Source organism: Pontixanthobacter rizhaonensis (genome assembly GCF_012972675.1).
Lineage (GTDB): Bacteria > Pseudomonadota > Alphaproteobacteria > Sphingomonadales > Sphingomonadaceae > Pontixanthobacter > Pontixanthobacter rizhaonensis.
The window spans coordinates 540,140-557,335 of the sequence record NZ_JABCRE010000003.1; the positions used below are offsets into that span (position 1 = coordinate 540,140).

The following is a 17,196-nucleotide window of genomic DNA, read 5'->3' on the forward strand; positions in this document are numbered from 1 at the left end:
ATGGGGTGCGGGACCTCAGCGTCGGCACCTGACATGATAGGAAGTAATGCATGGGATACCCTGCGCCTGAGGGGCTGTACGATCCACGAAATGAGCACGACGCCTGCGGCGTTGGTTTGGTCGCGCATATTAAGGGTACAAAGTCCCATTCCATCGTCACGCAATCCCTTGAAATTCTGAACAATATTGATCACCGCGGCGCCGTTGGGGCAGATCCGCTTCTGGGTGACGGCGCTGGTATTCTGCTGCAATTGCCAGATCCGCTTTTCCGCAAATGGGCCGACGGCGCCGGCCACTCGCTCCCTGCGCCAGGCGAATACGCTGTGGCCATGTGCTTTATGCCGCAAGACGAAACCGCCAGAGCCTTCGTTACCCAGCAGCTCGAGCGATTCGTTACCAAAGAAGGTCAGAAGGTCGTTGGCTGGCGTGATGTCCCGACAACTTTGGATGGTCTAGGCGATGCTGTCATCGAGACAATGCCGGTTATGCAGCAATGCATTATTGCGCGCGGCGAAAATTGCGCAGACCAGGACGCATTTGAACGCAAACTGATTGTAATTCGCAAGCAAACCCTCAATCCTCTGGGGCGGCTGGCGGAAAAACATGATCTGCCTGACCTGACAAAAACCTATATCCCAAGCTTCTCTAGCCGTACCATTGTGTACAAAGGCTTGCTACTCGCTAACCAAGTTGGCTCGTTCTACGATGATTTGCGCGACCCGGATTGCGTTTCTGCGCTTGGCTTGGTCCACCAACGGTTTTCGACCAACACCTTCCCAAGCTGGCGGCTCGCACACCCTTACCGCCTGATCGCCCATAATGGCGAAATCAACACAGTTCGCGGCAATGTGAACTGGATGAACGCGCGGCGCAGGACCATGGAAAGCGAGTTGCTGGGTCCGGATCTTGATAAGATGTGGCCGCTCATCCCGCATGGTCAATCTGACACAGCTTGCCTTGACAATGCACTCGAATTGCTCCTCGCCGGTGGATACAGCCTCGCGCACGCGATGATGATCTTGATGCCGGAAGCGTGGGCCAAGAACCCGCTGATGGAACCAGAGCGCCGGGCATTTTATGAATACCACGCCGCTTTGATGGAGCCATGGGATGGCCCGGCAGCAGTGGCCTTTACTGACGGGCGTCAAATCGGGGCGACGCTGGATCGCAACGGTCTGCGCCCTGCCCGTTTCTGTGTCACCAAAGATGACATCGTCTGCCTGGCTTCGGAAAGCGGCGTATTGCCGTTCAAAGAAGAAGACATCACCCGCAAATGGCGTTTGCAACCGGGCAAAATGCTGCTGATTGATCTGGAAGAAGGCCGGATCATCGAAGATGCGGAGCTGAAGGCCGACCTTGCAGGTGCGGCACCTTACGCGGACTGGCTGGACAAGGCCCAATATAAGCTGGAAGACCTCGATACTATCGAGCCGGAGCTTGCAGAAGTCCCGGATAACCGCACCACTCTGCTCCAATGCCAGCAGAGCTTTGGCTATACGCAAGAAGATATCAGCAAATTCTTGGAGCCAATGGCCGTCGACGGTAATGACCCGATTGGCTCGATGGGCACGGATACGCCGCTCGCTGTGCTATCCGACAAAAGCCGGCTGCTATACGATTATTTCAAACAGAACTTCGCGCAAGTAACGAACCCGCCAATCGACCCGATCCGGGAAGAATTGGTGATGAGCTTGCTGTCCATGGTGGGGCCGCGTCCCAACTTGCTGGGCCGCGATGCCGGTACGCATAAGCGGCTGGAAGTCAGCCAACCGATCCTGACCAATGATGATCTGGCCAAAATCAGATCCGTAGAAGCCGCTTTGGATGGCGCGTTTCGGACCGAGACAATCGATATTACCTGGGATGCCTCCACTGGGGCTGACGGTCTCGCTCTTGCCCTGAAAGAAATGTGCTGGGCAGCGACGGAGGCGGTCCTTCAAGATCACAATATCTTGGTTCTATCCGACCGCGCCCAAGGTCCAGACCGGATACCGATGCCAGCATTGCTGGCCACGGCCGCCGTCCACCATCATTTGGTCCGTCAGGGCCTCCGGATGCAGACCGGCCTTGTCGTCGAAACCGGTGAAGCGCGCGAAGTGCACCATTACTGTGTCTTGGCCGGTTACGGCGCGGAAGCGATCAACCCCTACCTTGCCTTCGAAACGCTGGAGCAATTGCGGTCCGAAAAATATCCGGACATGACGCAAGAGCAGGTCGAGACAAACTACATCAAGGCTGTCGGTAAAGGCATCCTAAAAGTAATGTCCAAGATGGGCATCTCGACCTATCAATCCTATTGCGGTGCGCAGATCTTTGACGCTGTTGGTTTGTCCTCAGAATTCATCGATCACTACTTCAAAGGTACAGCAACCACCATTGAAGGCATCGGTCTGGCACAGGTTGCAGAAGAAGCAGTCCGCCGTCACGCAACCGCCTATGGTGACAACCCGCTTTACAAGGGCATGCTCGATGTTGGCGGAATATACCAATATCGCTTGCGCGGTGAAGACCACGCCTGGACACCGGGCAATGTTGCCAGCTTGCAGCATGCGGTAAGAGGTAACGACCCGAAAAATTACGAAGAATTCTCCAAATCGATCAACGAACAATCCGAACGATTGCTGACGATCCGCGGGCTGATGGAATTAAAGCCTGCCGATCAACCGCTTGACTTAAGCGAGGTCGAGCCCGCGTCAGAAATCGTCAAACGGTTCTCTACCGGCGCGATGAGCTTCGGCTCCATCAGTCACGAAGCGCACAGCACCATGGCGATTGCGATGAACCGTCTGGGCGGCCGCTCCAACACGGGCGAAGGCGGCGAGGAAGTGAACCGCTTTACCCCGATGGAAAATGGCGATTCCATGCGCAGCCGGATTAAGCAGGTTGCTTCTGGCCGGTTCGGCGTGACCACCGAATATCTGGTCAATTCAGACGATATCCAGATCAAAATGGCGCAAGGTGCAAAGCCAGGCGAGGGCGGACAGTTGCCGGGCCACAAGGTGGATAAACGAATCGGCGCTGTGCGCCATTCAACACCGGGTGTCGGGCTGATTTCACCGCCGCCTCACCATGACATTTACTCAATCGAGGATCTGGCACAGCTGATCCATGATCTGAAAAACGTGCAGCCTAAGGCCCGGGTTTCTGTGAAACTCGTCTCCGAAGTGGGCGTCGGCACAGTTGCCGCTGGTGTTTCAAAAGCACGCGCGGACCACGTAACGGTCTCTGGTTATGAAGGCGGCACGGGTGCGTCCCCGCTTACCAGCCTGACACATGCGGGCAGCCCATGGGAAATCGGGCTGGCAGAAACCCAGCAGACCTTGTTGCTCAATGATTTGCGTAGCCGGATTGCTGTTCAGGTCGATGGCGGCCTCCGCACTGGCCGCGATGTCGCAATCGGCGCTTTGCTGGGTGCTGACGAGTTTGGATTTGCAACCGCGCCGTTGATTGCCGCTGGCTGTATCATGATGCGCAAATGCCATTTGAATACTTGCCCCGTAGGTGTTGCAACACAGGACCCGGTTCTGCGCAAACGCTTCACCGGCACGCCAGAGCACATCATCAATTACTTCTTCTTCGTTGCTGAAGAGGTCCGCCAGATAATGGCAGAAATGGGCTTCCGCACTATCGAAGAAATGGTCGGCCGGGTCGACCGCATCGGCACCAAGCGGGTGGACCGCCACTGGAAAGCCGATGGTGTTGATCTGGGCAAATTGCTCCACAGCGTACAGCTGGAAGAAGGCAAACAGCTGTTCCACACGGAAACACAGGATCACGGCCTGGCGGCAGCGATGGACAACATCCTGATTGAGAAATGCCAAGGCGCGATCCAATCAGGTGAGCCGGTGCAGATCGATATGGAAATCCGTAACGTAAACCGGACCGCGGGGACCATGCTATCAGGTGAAATCGCCAAGGCGCATGGCCATGCAGGATTGAAGCCTGACACCATTCGAATCAATCTGACTGGTGTGGCGGGCCAGAGCTTTGGTGCTTGGCTTGCTCACGGTGTCACTCTTGATCTGACTGGCGATGCCAATGACTATGTCGGCAAGGGTCTGTCTGGCGGCAGAATTATCGTGAAACAGCCGGATAATGTCGACCGAACACCATCCGAAAACATCATCGTCGGCAATACTGTTCTCTATGGCGCGGTCGCTGGTGAAGCCTATTTTGCCGGCGTCGCAGGCGAACGGTTCGCCGTCCGAAACTCGGGCGCAGTCACTGTCGTCGAAGGCGCGGGCGATCACTGCTGTGAATATATGACCGGCGGCGTGGTATGCGTTCTGGGTAAAACCGGCCGTAACTTCGCCGCAGGAATGTCGGGCGGGATCGCCTATGCTTACGATCCCGACGGGGACTTCGCGGATCTGTGCAATATGGCGCAAGTCGATATTGAAGAGATTTCCCGTGACGCCAGCGATGATGAGGGCGCTGGATATCCGCAGCAGCGCGGTATCAGCGTAAACGATATGGGCATGGGTGATATGCTTCGCCATGATGCCCAACGTTTACGCATTCTGATCGAACGGCATCAACTGCATACGGGCAGCCAAAAGGCGTCTGATATCCTCGCCAATTGGGATGCAGAACTGCCGAAATTCAAAAAAATTATGCCGCGCGATTATGCTCGTGCGCTCCGCCAGATTGAGGCCGAGCGCGCTGAAGCAGCGACAGTGGCAGCGGAGTAAGCGATATGGGCAAAGATACTGGTTTTCTCGAAATTGACCGCCGCGAACGCGATTATATCAAACCCGGCGAACGGCTGAAGAACTACAAAGAGTTCGTTGTCGAGCCAGCCGAAAGCGAGCTCAAAGATCAGGCTGCGCGCTGCATGGATTGCGGGATCCCTTATTGCCACAATGGCTGCCCGGTCGATAACATCATCCCGGACTGGAATGATCTGGTTTACAAGGGCGATTGGCAGAACGCACTGGAAGTCTTGCATTCGACCAATAACTTTCCCGAATTCACAGGCCGGGTATGCCCTGCACCGTGCGAGGCAAGTTGTACCCTTAACCTCATCGACCAACCGGTCACGATCAAAAGCATTGAATGCGCGATTGTCGACCGCGGGTGGAAAGAAGGGTGGATCAAACCACAACCAGCCACGCATTCTACTGGAAAATCTGTCGCAATTATCGGTTCCGGTGCGGCCGGGATGGCATGCGCCCAACAGCTGGCCCGAGCCGGGCATGCGGTGACGGTGTTCGAGAAGAATGACCGGATCGGCGGCTTGCTTCGTTACGGCATTCCTGACTTCAAGATGGAAAAGCATCTGATCAATCGCCGCGCCGTCCAAATGGAAGCCGAAGGTGTCACGTTTAAGACATCGGCTGAAGTCGGGGTGGAAGTGTCTTTCTCTGCATTGCGGGAAAATTTTGATGCCGTTGTTCTGTCCGGCGGGGCTGAGGAAGCGCGTATTCTTGACGTGCCCGGCGCCGAATTATCCGGCGTCCGACTGGCGATGGAATTCCTGATGCAGCAAAATAAACGCAATGCTGGCGATGATGAAGTGCGCGCCGCACCGCGCGGAACTTTGTCTGCCGAAGGCAAAGACGTGATTGTAATTGGCGGCGGCGACACCGGATCGGATTGCGTCGGTACATCCAATCGCCAAGGCGCCAAAAGCGTCACCCAGCTCGAAATTATGCCCCAGCCTCCTGAAAAGGAAGACAAGGCCATGACTTGGCCAAACTGGCCAATGAAAATGCGCACCTCTTCCAGCCATGAAGAAGGGGCAACGCGCGATTGGTCGGTTTTGGCCAAGCGAGTGATCGAGAAAGACGGCGATGTCGCAGGGCTTGAATGCGTAAAAGTAGAATGGAAAGACCGGCAAATGGTAGAGATTGAGGGCAGCACCTTCACTCTGCCTGCAGATCTTATCCTGCTTGCCATGGGCTTCACCGGGCCAAAGAAAAGCGGCCTGCTGGACCGCGCCGGTGTAGAACTGGACAAACGCGGTAACGTCGCCGCCAACACGTCGAATTATGCCACCAGCCAAGACAACGTCTTTGCCTGCGGTGATATGCGGCGCGGCCAGTCATTGATTGTTTGGGCAATTAAAGAGGGCCGCCAATGCGCGCGTGCCGTGGATCAAGCGCTGATGGGCGTCAGTGAATTGCCAAATTAGGGAAGTATCGAGCAGAACTGTCCCGGATCCGTTCCGGGGCAGACTTCTCCCTAAACACTAAAGAACAGGTGATTTGATTCGACAAATCACTTGATGTCATTCACTTTTTGCTAAATATATGACTCCATAAATAGTATTGTAAAACAATGCGGTATTATACGGAGGATCATTGATCAAATGCTTGGGGACGCATTTGATTTAGACATCAAATAATGCGTCTTTTATTGACCCCTTCGTGGCTGGTTCTCTCACGGGCAGCGCCCCTTAGTCTTGCTTGCGCGCTATTATGCGGCACGTCCTCGCCCGTTCTTGCCTCGGAATTGCAGCTCCAAGAAGAAGTGGTGCATACAGTTGTCGATACGTCCGCCGATCAGGTCGAAACGGCCGATAGCGGAAATGATGGTGCGCAAACCCCGCCCCCGCCAGAACCCGCCAAGACCGCTGAACGCGTAACCATACGCGGCATTTGGTCGCAATTCCTCGACTTACCAGTGAGCGGCGATGCCGACCAAACGCTGCGCTATGGCGGGAAAGCAGACGCCTATATTGATGTTAAGGGCAGCGCTGTCGGGATCGACGATTCCCTATCGCTGCATGTCCATCCAGAATTCAAATATGGCAAAAGCAGTAATGGCGAGATTGGCCTGATCCCGGAAAACGCTCAGCTATTCTATCCCGGCGACGGAGACGTGTTTGATCTGTCGATCAACGTGACCAAACGGTGGAAGAGCGGCGCCTCATTAACCGTCGGCAAAATCAACATTCTGGACCTTGCCGCGCTGACCCCTCTTCAGGGTGGCGGCGGGCATGAAGGCTTCCAAAATCTCGCGGTAGCGCTTCCGCCAAGCGCTATTGTGCCAGGTTCGGTCACTGGCGCCCTTATCAATGTACCGACGGAAAAGGTTCTGCTTCGCGCGATTATCTTTGATCCTGAACTGCAATCACGGCGGAGCGGGCTGGAAGATCCGTTCTCAAAAGGCGTCGGCATATTGGCGTCCGCGACCTTCCCTGTTCGGGTCGGCGGGAAACGCGGCTATTATGGAATTAAATTTGCCGGTTCCACCAGAAGCGAAGTGGCAGCGGGATCCTTACCTGCTGCCTTGGTACCCGGCCCAGGATCAAGTTTCGGCAACCGCAAAGGTGAATTCAGTGTCATTCTGACGGTTGACCAATATCTGTCAGAAGATGCGGCGGTGCCGGGCAACGGCATCGGTATTTTCGGCCAACTTTACCTCTCCAATGGCGACCCGACTTTCCTCGATGCAAGCGGATTTATCGGGATCGCCGGCAACCCAAAAAAACGGCCACAAGACCGGTTCGGTGTAACTTATTTCCGGTATTCCCTGGCCGATGGTTTGGTCAATGCACTGCGCAATCGCATCCCGTTGCAGGATGAGGAAGGTGTGGAAGCCTTCTATACGGTTGGCCTTGCGAAAACGCTCCGTCTCACAGGCAATCTTCAGATTGTCGATTCAGCAATTAGTCCACGCGCCGTCGGGATCACCACAGGGTTGAGACTGACCGCGCTGTTTTGATGTTTAAAACACCTTTTGCCGTTTGAACCTGTTGGGATCAGCCTCTGTCATCGCCATCGCCGATTTCCGGCAACTGCCAATCAATCGGGGCACGGCCTTGCTTGGCCAAAAACGTATTAATCGCGCTAAACGGCTTAGAACCGAAAAAGCCGCGATAGGATGACAGGGGGCTCGGATGAGGGCTGCGGATTACCAGATGGCCGCTATCGTGCTCGAGCGCGTCAATTCTGTCTGCTTTCTTTTGCGCATGGCTGCCCCACAGTACAAACGCGCTGGAGACGTCACGGTTCGCCACTGACGCAATGATTGCATCTGTGATCGCATCCCAGCCCTTACCAGCGTGGCTGCCCGCGTGGCGCGCTTCCACAGTCAGCGAGGTGTTGAGCAACAATACCCCTTGCCGCGCCCAATGCTCCAAATTTCCGTGACTCGCCGCCGGAATACCCAGGTCACTTTCCAGCTCTTTATAAATATTGACCAGCGAAGGCGGGATTTTGACGCCGGCTGCGACTGAGAAACTCAAGCCGTGTGCCTGGCCCGGTCCGTGATAGGGATCTTGGCCCAGTATTACGGCTTTGACCTTGTCGAGCGGGGTCAATTCCAAAGCGCGCAGTCTTTGCCCGCGAGGTGGGTAGATTATCTTACCCTCAGCCTCTTGCGCGGCCAACCACCCGCCCAGCTTACGCCCCTCAGCCGTTTGCAAAACCGGGGTCAAAACTTCGCACCAACTGTTGGGGATAGCATCTGTTGTCATCGGCATAACCTAACCGTTCGAAACATTACCGGCCAGCCGCCCCTTTCCCTCCATCCCCAACGCGACTAAGGGAGGGAAATGGCAGTATATTTCCACGAAGAAGATTTACCTGAAGGCGTCCTCGCCCAAGGGCCGGTTGCAGTCGATACTGAAACGATGGGCCTGATTACCCCTCGTGACCGGCTATGCGTCGTCCAGATCAGCGATGGTCAAGGCGATGAACATCTGGTGCGCTTTAAAGTCGGCAGTGCTTACGATGCGCCGAATTTGAAAGCAGTATTGGCCGATCCCTCGCGGATTAAGCTGTATCACTTTGCCAGATTCGATCTGGCAGCGATTGAATATTATCTCGGGGTAGAGGCCAGTCCGGTATTCTGCACCAAGATCGCCAGTAAAATGACCAGAACCTATACCGACCGGCACGGGTTGAAGAATCTGGTGGTTGAATTGCTCGGCGGTGAAATTTCAAAGGCACAACAGAGCTCCGATTGGGGCGCCCCTGAAATCAATGATGCGCAGCGTGATTATGCCGCATCCGATGTCCGGTATTTGCACCGCCTGCATGATGTCATGGTCGAGCGTTTGGCCCGCGAAGGACGAACTGAAATGGCGCAAGCTTGTTTCGACTTTCTGCCAACACGCGCGCGGCTCGATATTGCTGGCTGGGCGGATCACGACATTTTCAGCCACGCTTAATCACGCGGAACGCAGGTAGCCAGTATGGGCAAGCAAAAACGGATTGAGACCGACGAGGCGAAGGAACGGCGCAGCAAACGCCAGCACTTTGCTGTGCCCGGCGGCTCTCATGACAAGCTTGTCAGCATTCTCGGCAAAACACTCCCGATGGGCGTCGGTGTGCTTGCCGCCCTAATGGTCATCACGCCGCTATCACCGCGGGGGGAAGTCAGCTTTCTGCTGGACCGTAACAAAGTGGCTGTCATTGATGAACGTCTGCGCGTGGATAATGCGCTTTACCGAGGTCAGGATGACCGGGGGCGGCCTTTCTCTTTGACTGCGGGTGAGGCAGTTCAGCGTTCGAGCCAAGAGGGCCTGGTACGCATGAAGGATCTGGTCGCGCGTATTCTTCTGCCGGAAGGCCCCAGCAAGCTGGCAGCAGATACAGGCCAATACGACATTGATGCCGAAACGGTCGACGTGGACAGCGAAGTCCGGCTGACAGCTGCCGACGGTTACAGTATGATGGCACGCGGCGTCGCGGTGGATCTTAAGGCAAGACGGATGGTCGGCAGCGGCGGGATAGCGGGGACAATTCCTGCAGGTACGTTCTCGGCCAACCGATTGGAAGCCGACCTGGCGAACAGAACATTGGCATTGGACGGCAACGCAAAACTGCGCATGACGCCCGGCGCATTGAGGATACCATGATGAGTTTTTCGCTGAAGAATGCCGGCCAATATGCCCTTCTGGGATTCGCGGTGACGGTGGTGACGCTGGGCGGAATACAGCTGAATGCGCAGGCAATCGCCGCGCATAATTCGAACGCGCCCGTCAACTATGCCGCTGACCGGATTGAATTGCAGGACAATCAAAACCGCGTGATATTGTCGGGCAATGTCGACATCACGCAAGCCGGATTGCGAGTGCGGGCCGCCCGTACGCTGGTCAATTATACCGACGCTGGCAGCCTTAGCATTCAGCGGATCACCGCCACTGGCGGTGTGCAGGTGACACGCGGCGGAGAAGCCGCACGCGGGGATACCGCCATATATGACTTCAATCGCCGGATCATCACGCTGGCGGGGAATGTCAGCCTTAGGCGGGGCAATGATACCCTAAACGGGGGACGGTTAGTGATCGACTTAAGGAGCGGTATCTCCAGCGTCGATGGCCGGGCATCGGGATCCTCATCTGTCACAGGTGAAGATGGCACGTCCACGCCGTCATCCAGTGGCCGGGTCAGTGGAACCTTCTCTGTTCCGAACAACTAAATCATCAAAATTGGTTCACAGCTTCTTTCCGGCGAACCATTTAGGTTAGCTACGCCGAACAGCAGCAGCACGGGCTATTTCTGTCAGCCCTTGGGCCAACAGCAGCTCAGCTGAGTGGCTGTTACTAAGCAATGCGCGATGCAATCCCGTCAGCTTACTCACCAGACGCTCCAGCTTCTTTCCTCTCCATCGGCGAATTTGGGCAGACAAGTCGCGCTCGTCCTTCCAAAATATCCGGCGCGCGCGTTTTTCTGACTGGATCACGCTGCCAATATCACCCTGAGGCCCAATCTTGGCTGACAGTTGCGCCAATTGCGCCGCTCTGCGTTCCATCGCCAGCAACAGCCCAACCGGATTGATCGAGAGTTCATGCATTCGCCGTAATTCAGCCGGCAACTTGCCCACTTCCCCCGACAGCACAGCGTTGACCAGCGGCATAAACCCGTCATCTTCTGTCTTCGCCCCAATCGCTGCCAACGCATCGCCATCAGCCGTTTTGGGAGAGGTAGGATCCGCCCCCAGATACAGAGCCAGCTTCTCCACTTCCGACTGAGCGAGCCGTACATCCAAGCCAGAAGCGCGGGCGATCCGCTCTGCTATATCGCCATTGAGCTGGAGCCCAACCGAATCGGCCATCGTCCGCACCGAACTGGTAACCGAGCCAAGGTCAGGCGGCCAAAACATTGCCACCAACGCATCATCCCGCTTCTCGAGCAGCTTCGCGGTGCGCGATTTATCAGTCGCCGAAGTAGCGACGATTACAACAGGAAACGCCTCTGGCTCTCCGCCATCAACACCCGCGAGCAAAGTCTTGACCGCATCGTGTGCCTCGTCCCCTGTGGCACGCACGAAAATATGGCGCTGGTCGCCGAACAAGGATGAAGATCGCGCTTCATCACCCAATCGGACCGGGTCTTTACGCAGATCCGAACCGGATATGTCGACCGTCTCCCCGGCATCAGCAAAGCTGCCGATGATCATCCGCGCAGCGGCAGATGCACCAGCCTCATCAGGGCCGCACAGAAAAAACACTCTACAGTTATGGACGGCCTGCGGAATCCGGCCGCCGCCGAAATCCTTTTGTGTCGCCTTCACGCGCCCTCGCGCAGGGTCAGGGCGACTTGGGCTACAATCCGGTCTGCAACCTGTTGTGAGAGGTTTTCCAAGGCCGTTTGCTCTGCCGCGATCGTTGCATATTCGCTCGACACGACGTCAATACCTGCATCCGACCCAGCGGTCGCATCCAACACAATAGTGCCGGTGGCGATATCGACCAGCTGATACCGTGCCCGTAATGTGCGCCGTTCCCGCGCGATCGTATCATCGCCCAGAACAGCCAATCCTTCCAACTGATCGTCTAGCCTGACATCCAATCGATACCGCGGTTCCGCCTTACCCGCGACCCCCATCCGGTCGCGCAGTGCGTTACGCATCAACCAGCCGGCCTGACCCGGGATTGGGGCAATATCAACCGAACTAAGCCCACGCGCGACAACCCCATTACTGCCGCCAGCATACATCGGCTGCAGCCCGCAAGCAGACAGCATGACAACAGCAAAAAGGGCAATGAGACTCCGCATCAGGTAACGATATTCACCAATCTGTCCGGGACTACAATAATTTTGCGCACTTCTGCGCCGTCCAGCGACCGTTGGACCTTCTCGCTTGCAAGCGCCAGTTCTTCCATTTGATCTTTGGGCAAACCTTTCGCAACCGTGAGCGTATCACGCAATTTGCCCTTGTGCTGGATCGCAATGGTCACCTCGTCGTCAACCAACAAGGCCGGGTCGACATCCGGCCATGCCGCCATCGCAGCGAGCCCGTCCCCGTCCAATTTCGACCATGCCTCTTCCGCCAAATGCGGCATCATCGGTGAAGACATCAGCAATATGGAGCGGATTGCTTCATTCCGGCTTTCAGACGGCGTCGCCTTTTCCGTGGCGCCGGTAAGCTCGTACAAACGGGCAACCGCCTTATTGAAGGACAATGCCTCAATATCTTCTGCCACCGCGGCGATGGTCTGATGGGTTTTCCGGTCCAAAGCTTTGTCACGGCCCTGCGCATCGGCATCAAACTGCCCGAACAGACGCCAGAGGCGGTGAACGAAGCGAGAGCAGCCTTCAATGCCCGCTTCCGACCACGGCAAATCCCGCTCGGGCGGGCTGTCCGACAGCATAAACCAGCGGACCGCATCGGCACCGTAACTGGCTATAATCTCGTCCGGATCGACCACATTCTTCTTCGACTTCGACATTTTGATGACGCGGCCAACATCCACCGCAGAACCATCTGACTTCAAAGTCGCGGAATCGGCTGAACGCTCTACTTCACTCGGCGTGAAATAGCTGATCCGGCCATCTTCGGGCGCGCTACGAGAATATGTCTCATGCGTAACCATACCCTGGGTAAACAGGCTGCCGAAAGGCTCCGCCACGTCGATATGGCCTGTGTGTTTGAGGGCGCGGGTCCAGAAACGCGCGTAAAGCAAATGCAAGATCGCATGCTCAATCCCGCCAATATACTGCTCTACAGGCAGCCATTTGGCGACTTCTTCTGGATCGAATGGCCGATCCTCAGGCTGGCTGGCAAATCGCAGGAAATACCATGAGCTATTGGTGAAAGTATCGAGCGTGTCCGTCTCGCGCTCGGCTTGGCCGCCGCAGCTCGGGCATTCGACATGTTTCCAAGTCGGATGCCGCACCAAGGGATTGCCAGGCGTTTGAAAGTCTACATCTTCGGGAAGCTCGATCGGCAAGCTTTCCTTAGGCGCTGGAACGACGCCGCATGTGTCACAATGGATGAACGGGATTGGCGTGCCCCAATAACGCTGACGGGAAACACCCCAATCGCGCAACCGCCACACGGTCTTGCCCTCACCCCAATTTTCATCCTCTGCCCGGGAGACAATCAAGGCTTTGGCTTCATTGACCGTCTTGCCATTGAGGAAGGCTGAGTTAACCAGCACCCCATCGCCCGCTTCCGCTTCGGTGATCGGCGCGTCTGCCGCAGTCTTGTCCGCAGCAACCACGCGCAAGATCGGCAAACCATATTTGGTCGAAAATTCAAAATCGCGCTGGTCATGTCCGGGGACACCCATCACCGCGCCAGTGCCATAATCCATCAGGACAAAGTTAGCGATATAGACAGGCAGGTCCGCGCCAGTGATCGGGTGCACTGCTGTGATGCCCGTATCAAAACCAAGCTTCTCGGCTGTTTCCAGTTCCGCCGCGGTTGTGCCGCCCGCTTTACACTTTTCAACGAAAGCCTGTGCTGCCGAATTGTCAGCAGCCACACCCTGCGCGATCGGATGGTCCGCCGCCACCGCAATAAAGCTGGCACCGAAAATAGTATCCGGACGAGTTGAGTAGACCTCAACCGATTGCCCATCACTCAAAGCAAATTTCAACTGGAGGCCTTGGCTTTTACCGATCCAGTTTTCCTGCATCAACCGAACTTTGTCTGGCCAGTTTTCGAGCTCGCCCAAACCTTCGAGCAGTTCTTCGGCAAAATCTGTGATCTTCAAAAACCACTGGCTCAGCTTGCGCTTTTCGATCTGAGCGCCCGACCGCCAACCCTTGCCGTCGATGACTTGTTCGTTGGCCAGAACCGTCTGATCAACCGGATCCCAGTTAACTTCGCTTTCCTTGCGATAGACCAACCCGGCTTTGAACATATCAATGAATAGTGCCTGCTCATGCCCGTAATATTCAGGGTCGCAGGTCGCAAACTCGCGGGTCCAATCCAGCGCAAAACCAATCCGTTTGAGCTGCGCTTTCATGTTGGCGATATTGTCGCGGGTCCAACCGCCGGGATGCACACCCTTTTCCATCGCTGCATTTTCAGCTGGCATCCCGAAGGCATCCCACCCCATCGGATGCAGAACCTCATGCCCGCGCATCTTCTTGTAGCGCGCTAGAACATCACCCATGGTATAATTGCGCACGTGCCCGATATGGATGCGCCCGGATGGATAGGGAAACATTTCAAGCACATAGCTTTTCGGTTTCGGACTGTTAGAATCCGCGACGAAGCACTTCGCCTCGTCCCATGCTTTTTGCCAACGCGCGTCAGCCTGCCCAGGCTCAAAGCGGGCATCGAAACCAGTGTCGGTCATATCAGGCCTGTGAAAATAGAGTTCGGATAGAATCGGGATAGTTAGCTGGAAACAGACCTAGCTAGAAACAGATTGGCGGCGCAATTCGCGCGCCTTGGTCAGAATGATGCCTTCCAGCTTCTGAACCGTCGCAGCCTGAACGGGGGCATCCACCCAGCCGCCGCCTTGGGCAACTTGCCGGCTTGCAGCCACACGCAGCGCGTCAGCCCGCAAATCCTGGTCCAAGATCGTGATTGTCATTTTCACGCGTTCACTCGGGTTGGTCGGGTTCGCATACCAATCGGTCACGATAACGCCGCCAGCACTATCTGCCTGCAACAGCGGGGCGAAACTGACCGTATCGAGCGACGCACGCCACAGATAAGAATTCACACCGATCGTCGTAACCTGTGCGGCAGCCAAATCCGCAGTTGGCCGGTCAGAACCGCCACAAGCAGTCAGGCCAGCAAGTGCAGCGGCGCCGATGACCAGCTGTGAAATAGTGGAAGATGTTGCGCGTGCAGTCATAATGTTTCCAAATTACCTTAACTATCGGGCCAATGCTTGGCGTCATGTTCTCTATAGCTCGCCACAGAAAAGCAGCAAGGCATAGGACGCTTGAGGCGGTGAATGGGCGCTTAATCCCGCAAAATTGCGCTAACCGACTGCATATTCAACCCACATAGCTGTGGGAAGACTGCAACAGTTTGTACTCATCGCCGCCATAGGCTGTGGAAAAGCTGGCCAACCGGCTACCTTGTTCGTATCACCAGCATCTTAGCCGTAAGGTAGGAGTCAGGAACAGTTCATCATTAGATCTGTTTAATTGGCGATATTGACGTAATTAATGGGGCAAGAAATTTAGGCGATGGCACAGCCAAAACTGACAGGAAGTAAGGGCAAAATTGCTTTGGCGCTTGGCGCTGCAGCAACAATTGCGCTTGCGATTCCTACAGCTGGCTGGGCACTTGGCGGTAAAGCAGAGGTTTTAACCGGCCCTAATTCCCCCGATTTTGCTTTCTTCACACCCGCCTCTGTCGACCCGCAACTTGCGAAACGGGTACAAGATTCGATGCGCGCCAAGGGTTTGGATCTCGGCTTCACACCTGCGGGTTCCGCATCCACCGGCAACCGCACGGTAACAGTCGCGGTCCGTGTCAATAATGATGCGGCTAACGCAATTTCGATTCGCCCAGCCGGGGCCATTGCGCGCTCTGCACCGGGCGCCCGCGCAGTCGCGATCGCGCCGACACGGTATAATCTGGGCGTCGCCCGAGGCTATCAGAGCTTCACCAAGGCGCCAGACCTCTCTGCTACAGCCCGCACCTCTGCCGTGCGCGACGTGGCTATGCCTGATCTGGCCGAATATCAGCCAGCTAAGGGTATTGCGAAAAGCAAGCCGAGCCGGTTCCAACCGCGCATCGTATTGGACGCCGAAGAAAAAACTGGCCGTTCCCCGCGTACACGTGACGCCTTGGGCGACCAATCCGTCGATCTGGGCGGTGCATACCGGGTAACAAAGAACCTTGATGTCACCGCGGGTGTACGCCTGTCGCAAGAACGCGATCGCCTCGATCCGCTGACCGATTCGGTTCAGGACAGCCAAGCTGTTTATGTCGGAACGCAGTTCCGCTTCTAATCCACACAGCACTGTGACCTGCGGATGCCTATCTTATAAATAGCTATGAATGGACGCGGCTTGTCTTCCCCGTAATACTCCGGTGCCGTAAGGTCATAGGGTAAGGTACAAAGGGGGTAGGAATTCCATATGGCACGCATAGCAATAGTCACTGGCGGCACACGCGGTATTGGCCGGGCCATTTGCGAACACCTTACGCAAGACGGTTTCACCGTTATTGCCAATTACGGCGGGAATGATGCGGCGGCGCGGGCATTCACTGCTGAAACGGGGATCGCAGCGCGCAAATGGGATGTCGGTGATCACCAAGCGTGCTTGGATGGATGCGCAGGGGTTGAGGCGGAGTTTGGCCCAGTAGATGCTGTCGTCAACAACGCTGGTATCACGCGCGATGGGACACTTCACAAGATGAGCTTCGATGATTGGAACGAAGTCATGCGGATCAATCTGGGCGGCTGTTTCAACATGGCAAAAGCATGCTTTCCCGGAATGCGCGACAGGAAATGGGGGCGGATCGTCAATATCGGCTCAATCAACGGGCAAGCGGGCCAATATGGCCAAGTGAATTACGCCGCAGCAAAAAGCGGCATTCACGGATTTACCAAAGCGCTGGCTCAAGAAGGTGCAAAGGTTGGCGTGACCGTCAATGCCATCGCGCCCGGCTATATCGACACGGATATGGTCGCCGCAGTACCCGAACCCGTCTTGGAAAAGATTGTCGCCAAAATACCTGTTGGCCGGTTGGGTGAAGCCAGCGAGATTGCGCGCGGGGTCGCATTTCTTTGCTCGGACGATGCTGGCTTTGTGACCGGCTCAACCATGAGTATCAATGGGGGCCAACATATGTACTAAGGGTGTCAGCATGATCACACCCTACCACCCACCCGTAAAATACTCGGTGCAAATCGATAAGCATAAGACGTCGATCAGTCTGGAACCGGTTTTTTGGGATATGCTCATGAAGGAAGCAGAAAGGCTCGCTCTGCCGATCAACGCCCTCGTCGCGCAGATTGATGCAGAACGCATTCAGGCCGATACACCGCCCGGCTTGGCCAGTGCGATCAGAGTATGGCTAGTGAGCCAGGCTTAAACC

The 17,196-nt window shown here is 55.9% G+C and carries 14 protein-coding genes; 9 read left to right on the plus strand and 5 right to left on the minus strand.

Annotated features, from left to right (window positions below; translation table 11 throughout):
• Positions 1-50: 50 nt before the first annotated feature.
• From gltB to HKD42_RS10390, 3 genes are all read left to right on the plus strand, one after another.
• The gene (gene gltB, locus HKD42_RS10380; RefSeq protein ID WP_170013088.1) at positions 51-4,691 is read left to right on the plus strand and encodes a glutamate synthase large subunit; all 4,641 of its coding nucleotides are present in this window, start codon (positions 51-53) and stop codon (positions 4,689-4,691) included.
• A gap of 5 nt (positions 4,692-4,696) precedes the next feature.
• Positions 4,697-6,133 (plus strand): glutamate synthase subunit beta, encoded by a 1,437-nt coding sequence (locus tag HKD42_RS10385; RefSeq protein ID WP_170013090.1) that lies wholly within the window; start codon positions 4,697-4,699, stop codon positions 6,131-6,133.
• Between the two features lie 338 nt (positions 6,134-6,471).
• A complete protein-coding gene (locus HKD42_RS10390) occupies positions 6,472-7,668 on the plus strand; it encodes a carbohydrate porin (protein ID WP_170013092.1) in 1,197 nt (398 codons plus the stop codon).
• Between the two features lie 37 nt (positions 7,669-7,705).
• Here HKD42_RS10390 and ung read toward each other — a convergent pair whose 3' ends face one another.
• Entirely contained in the window at positions 7,706-8,422 is a 717-nt protein-coding gene (gene ung / locus HKD42_RS10395; protein ID WP_170013094.1) for a uracil-DNA glycosylase, read from the minus strand.
• 78 nt (positions 8,423-8,500) lie between these two features.
• Here ung and HKD42_RS10400 point away from each other — a divergent pair, with 78 nt between their 5' ends.
• The 3 genes from HKD42_RS10400 to HKD42_RS10410 are packed head-to-tail and all read left to right on the plus strand — an operon-like array spanning position 8,501 to position 10,371.
• Positions 8,501-9,118: a ribonuclease D gene (locus tag HKD42_RS10400; RefSeq protein WP_170013096.1), complete on the plus strand. Its 618-nt coding sequence runs from the start codon at positions 8,501-8,503 to the stop codon at positions 9,116-9,118.
• A gap of 24 nt (positions 9,119-9,142) precedes the next feature.
• Positions 9,143-9,808: an LPS export ABC transporter periplasmic protein LptC gene (locus tag HKD42_RS10405; protein WP_170013098.1), complete on the plus strand. Its 666-nt coding sequence runs from the start codon at positions 9,143-9,145 to the stop codon at positions 9,806-9,808.
• Positions 9,808-10,371 (plus strand): LptA/OstA family protein, encoded by a 564-nt coding sequence (locus HKD42_RS10410; protein WP_170014047.1) that lies wholly within the window; start codon positions 9,808-9,810, stop codon positions 10,369-10,371. Before HKD42_RS10405 ends, HKD42_RS10410 begins: the two co-directional genes overlap by 1 nt.
• Positions 10,372-10,416: 45 nt before the next feature.
• Here the strand turns inward: HKD42_RS10410 and holA are convergent, their stop codons facing one another.
• From holA to HKD42_RS10430, 4 genes are read right to left on the minus strand one after another with little or no spacing between them, the layout of a single operon-like run.
• A complete protein-coding gene (gene holA, locus HKD42_RS10415; RefSeq protein WP_170013100.1) occupies positions 10,417-11,466 on the minus strand; it encodes a DNA polymerase III subunit delta in 1,050 nt (349 codons plus the stop codon).
• Positions 11,463-11,951, minus strand: coding sequence for an LPS assembly lipoprotein LptE (gene lptE, locus HKD42_RS10420; RefSeq protein WP_170013102.1), 489 nt, complete (start codon positions 11,949-11,951; stop codon positions 11,463-11,465). Before lptE ends, holA begins: the two co-directional genes overlap by 4 nt.
• Entirely contained in the window at positions 11,951-14,485 is a 2,535-nt protein-coding gene (gene leuS, locus HKD42_RS10425) for a leucine--tRNA ligase (protein WP_170013104.1), read from the minus strand. The genes lptE and leuS overlap by 1 nt, the downstream gene beginning before the upstream one ends.
• 57 nt (positions 14,486-14,542) lie before the next feature.
• Positions 14,543-14,992 carry a DUF3576 domain-containing protein gene (locus tag HKD42_RS10430; protein ID WP_170013106.1) on the minus strand — a complete coding sequence of 150 codons (450 nt, stop codon included), beginning with the start codon at positions 14,990-14,992 and terminating at the stop codon, positions 14,543-14,545.
• A gap of 340 nt (positions 14,993-15,332) precedes the next feature.
• Between HKD42_RS10430 and HKD42_RS10435 the strand changes: the two genes are divergently transcribed.
• The 3 genes from HKD42_RS10435 to HKD42_RS10445 all read left to right on the plus strand — a co-directional run bounded on the left by HKD42_RS10435 (position 15,333) and on the right by HKD42_RS10445 (position 17,193).
• Positions 15,333-16,103, plus strand: coding sequence for a hypothetical protein (locus HKD42_RS10435; protein WP_170013108.1), 771 nt, complete (start codon positions 15,333-15,335; stop codon positions 16,101-16,103).
• A 129-nt stretch (positions 16,104-16,232) separates the two neighbouring features.
• Entirely contained in the window at positions 16,233-16,955 is a 723-nt protein-coding gene (gene phbB / locus HKD42_RS10440; RefSeq protein ID WP_170013110.1) for an acetoacetyl-CoA reductase, read from the plus strand.
• Between the two features lie 10 nt (positions 16,956-16,965).
• On the plus strand, positions 16,966-17,193 hold the full coding sequence (locus HKD42_RS10445) for a ribbon-helix-helix domain-containing protein (RefSeq protein WP_170013112.1): 228 nt from the start codon (positions 16,966-16,968) through the stop codon (positions 17,191-17,193).
• Positions 17,194-17,196: the final 3 nt, after the last annotated feature.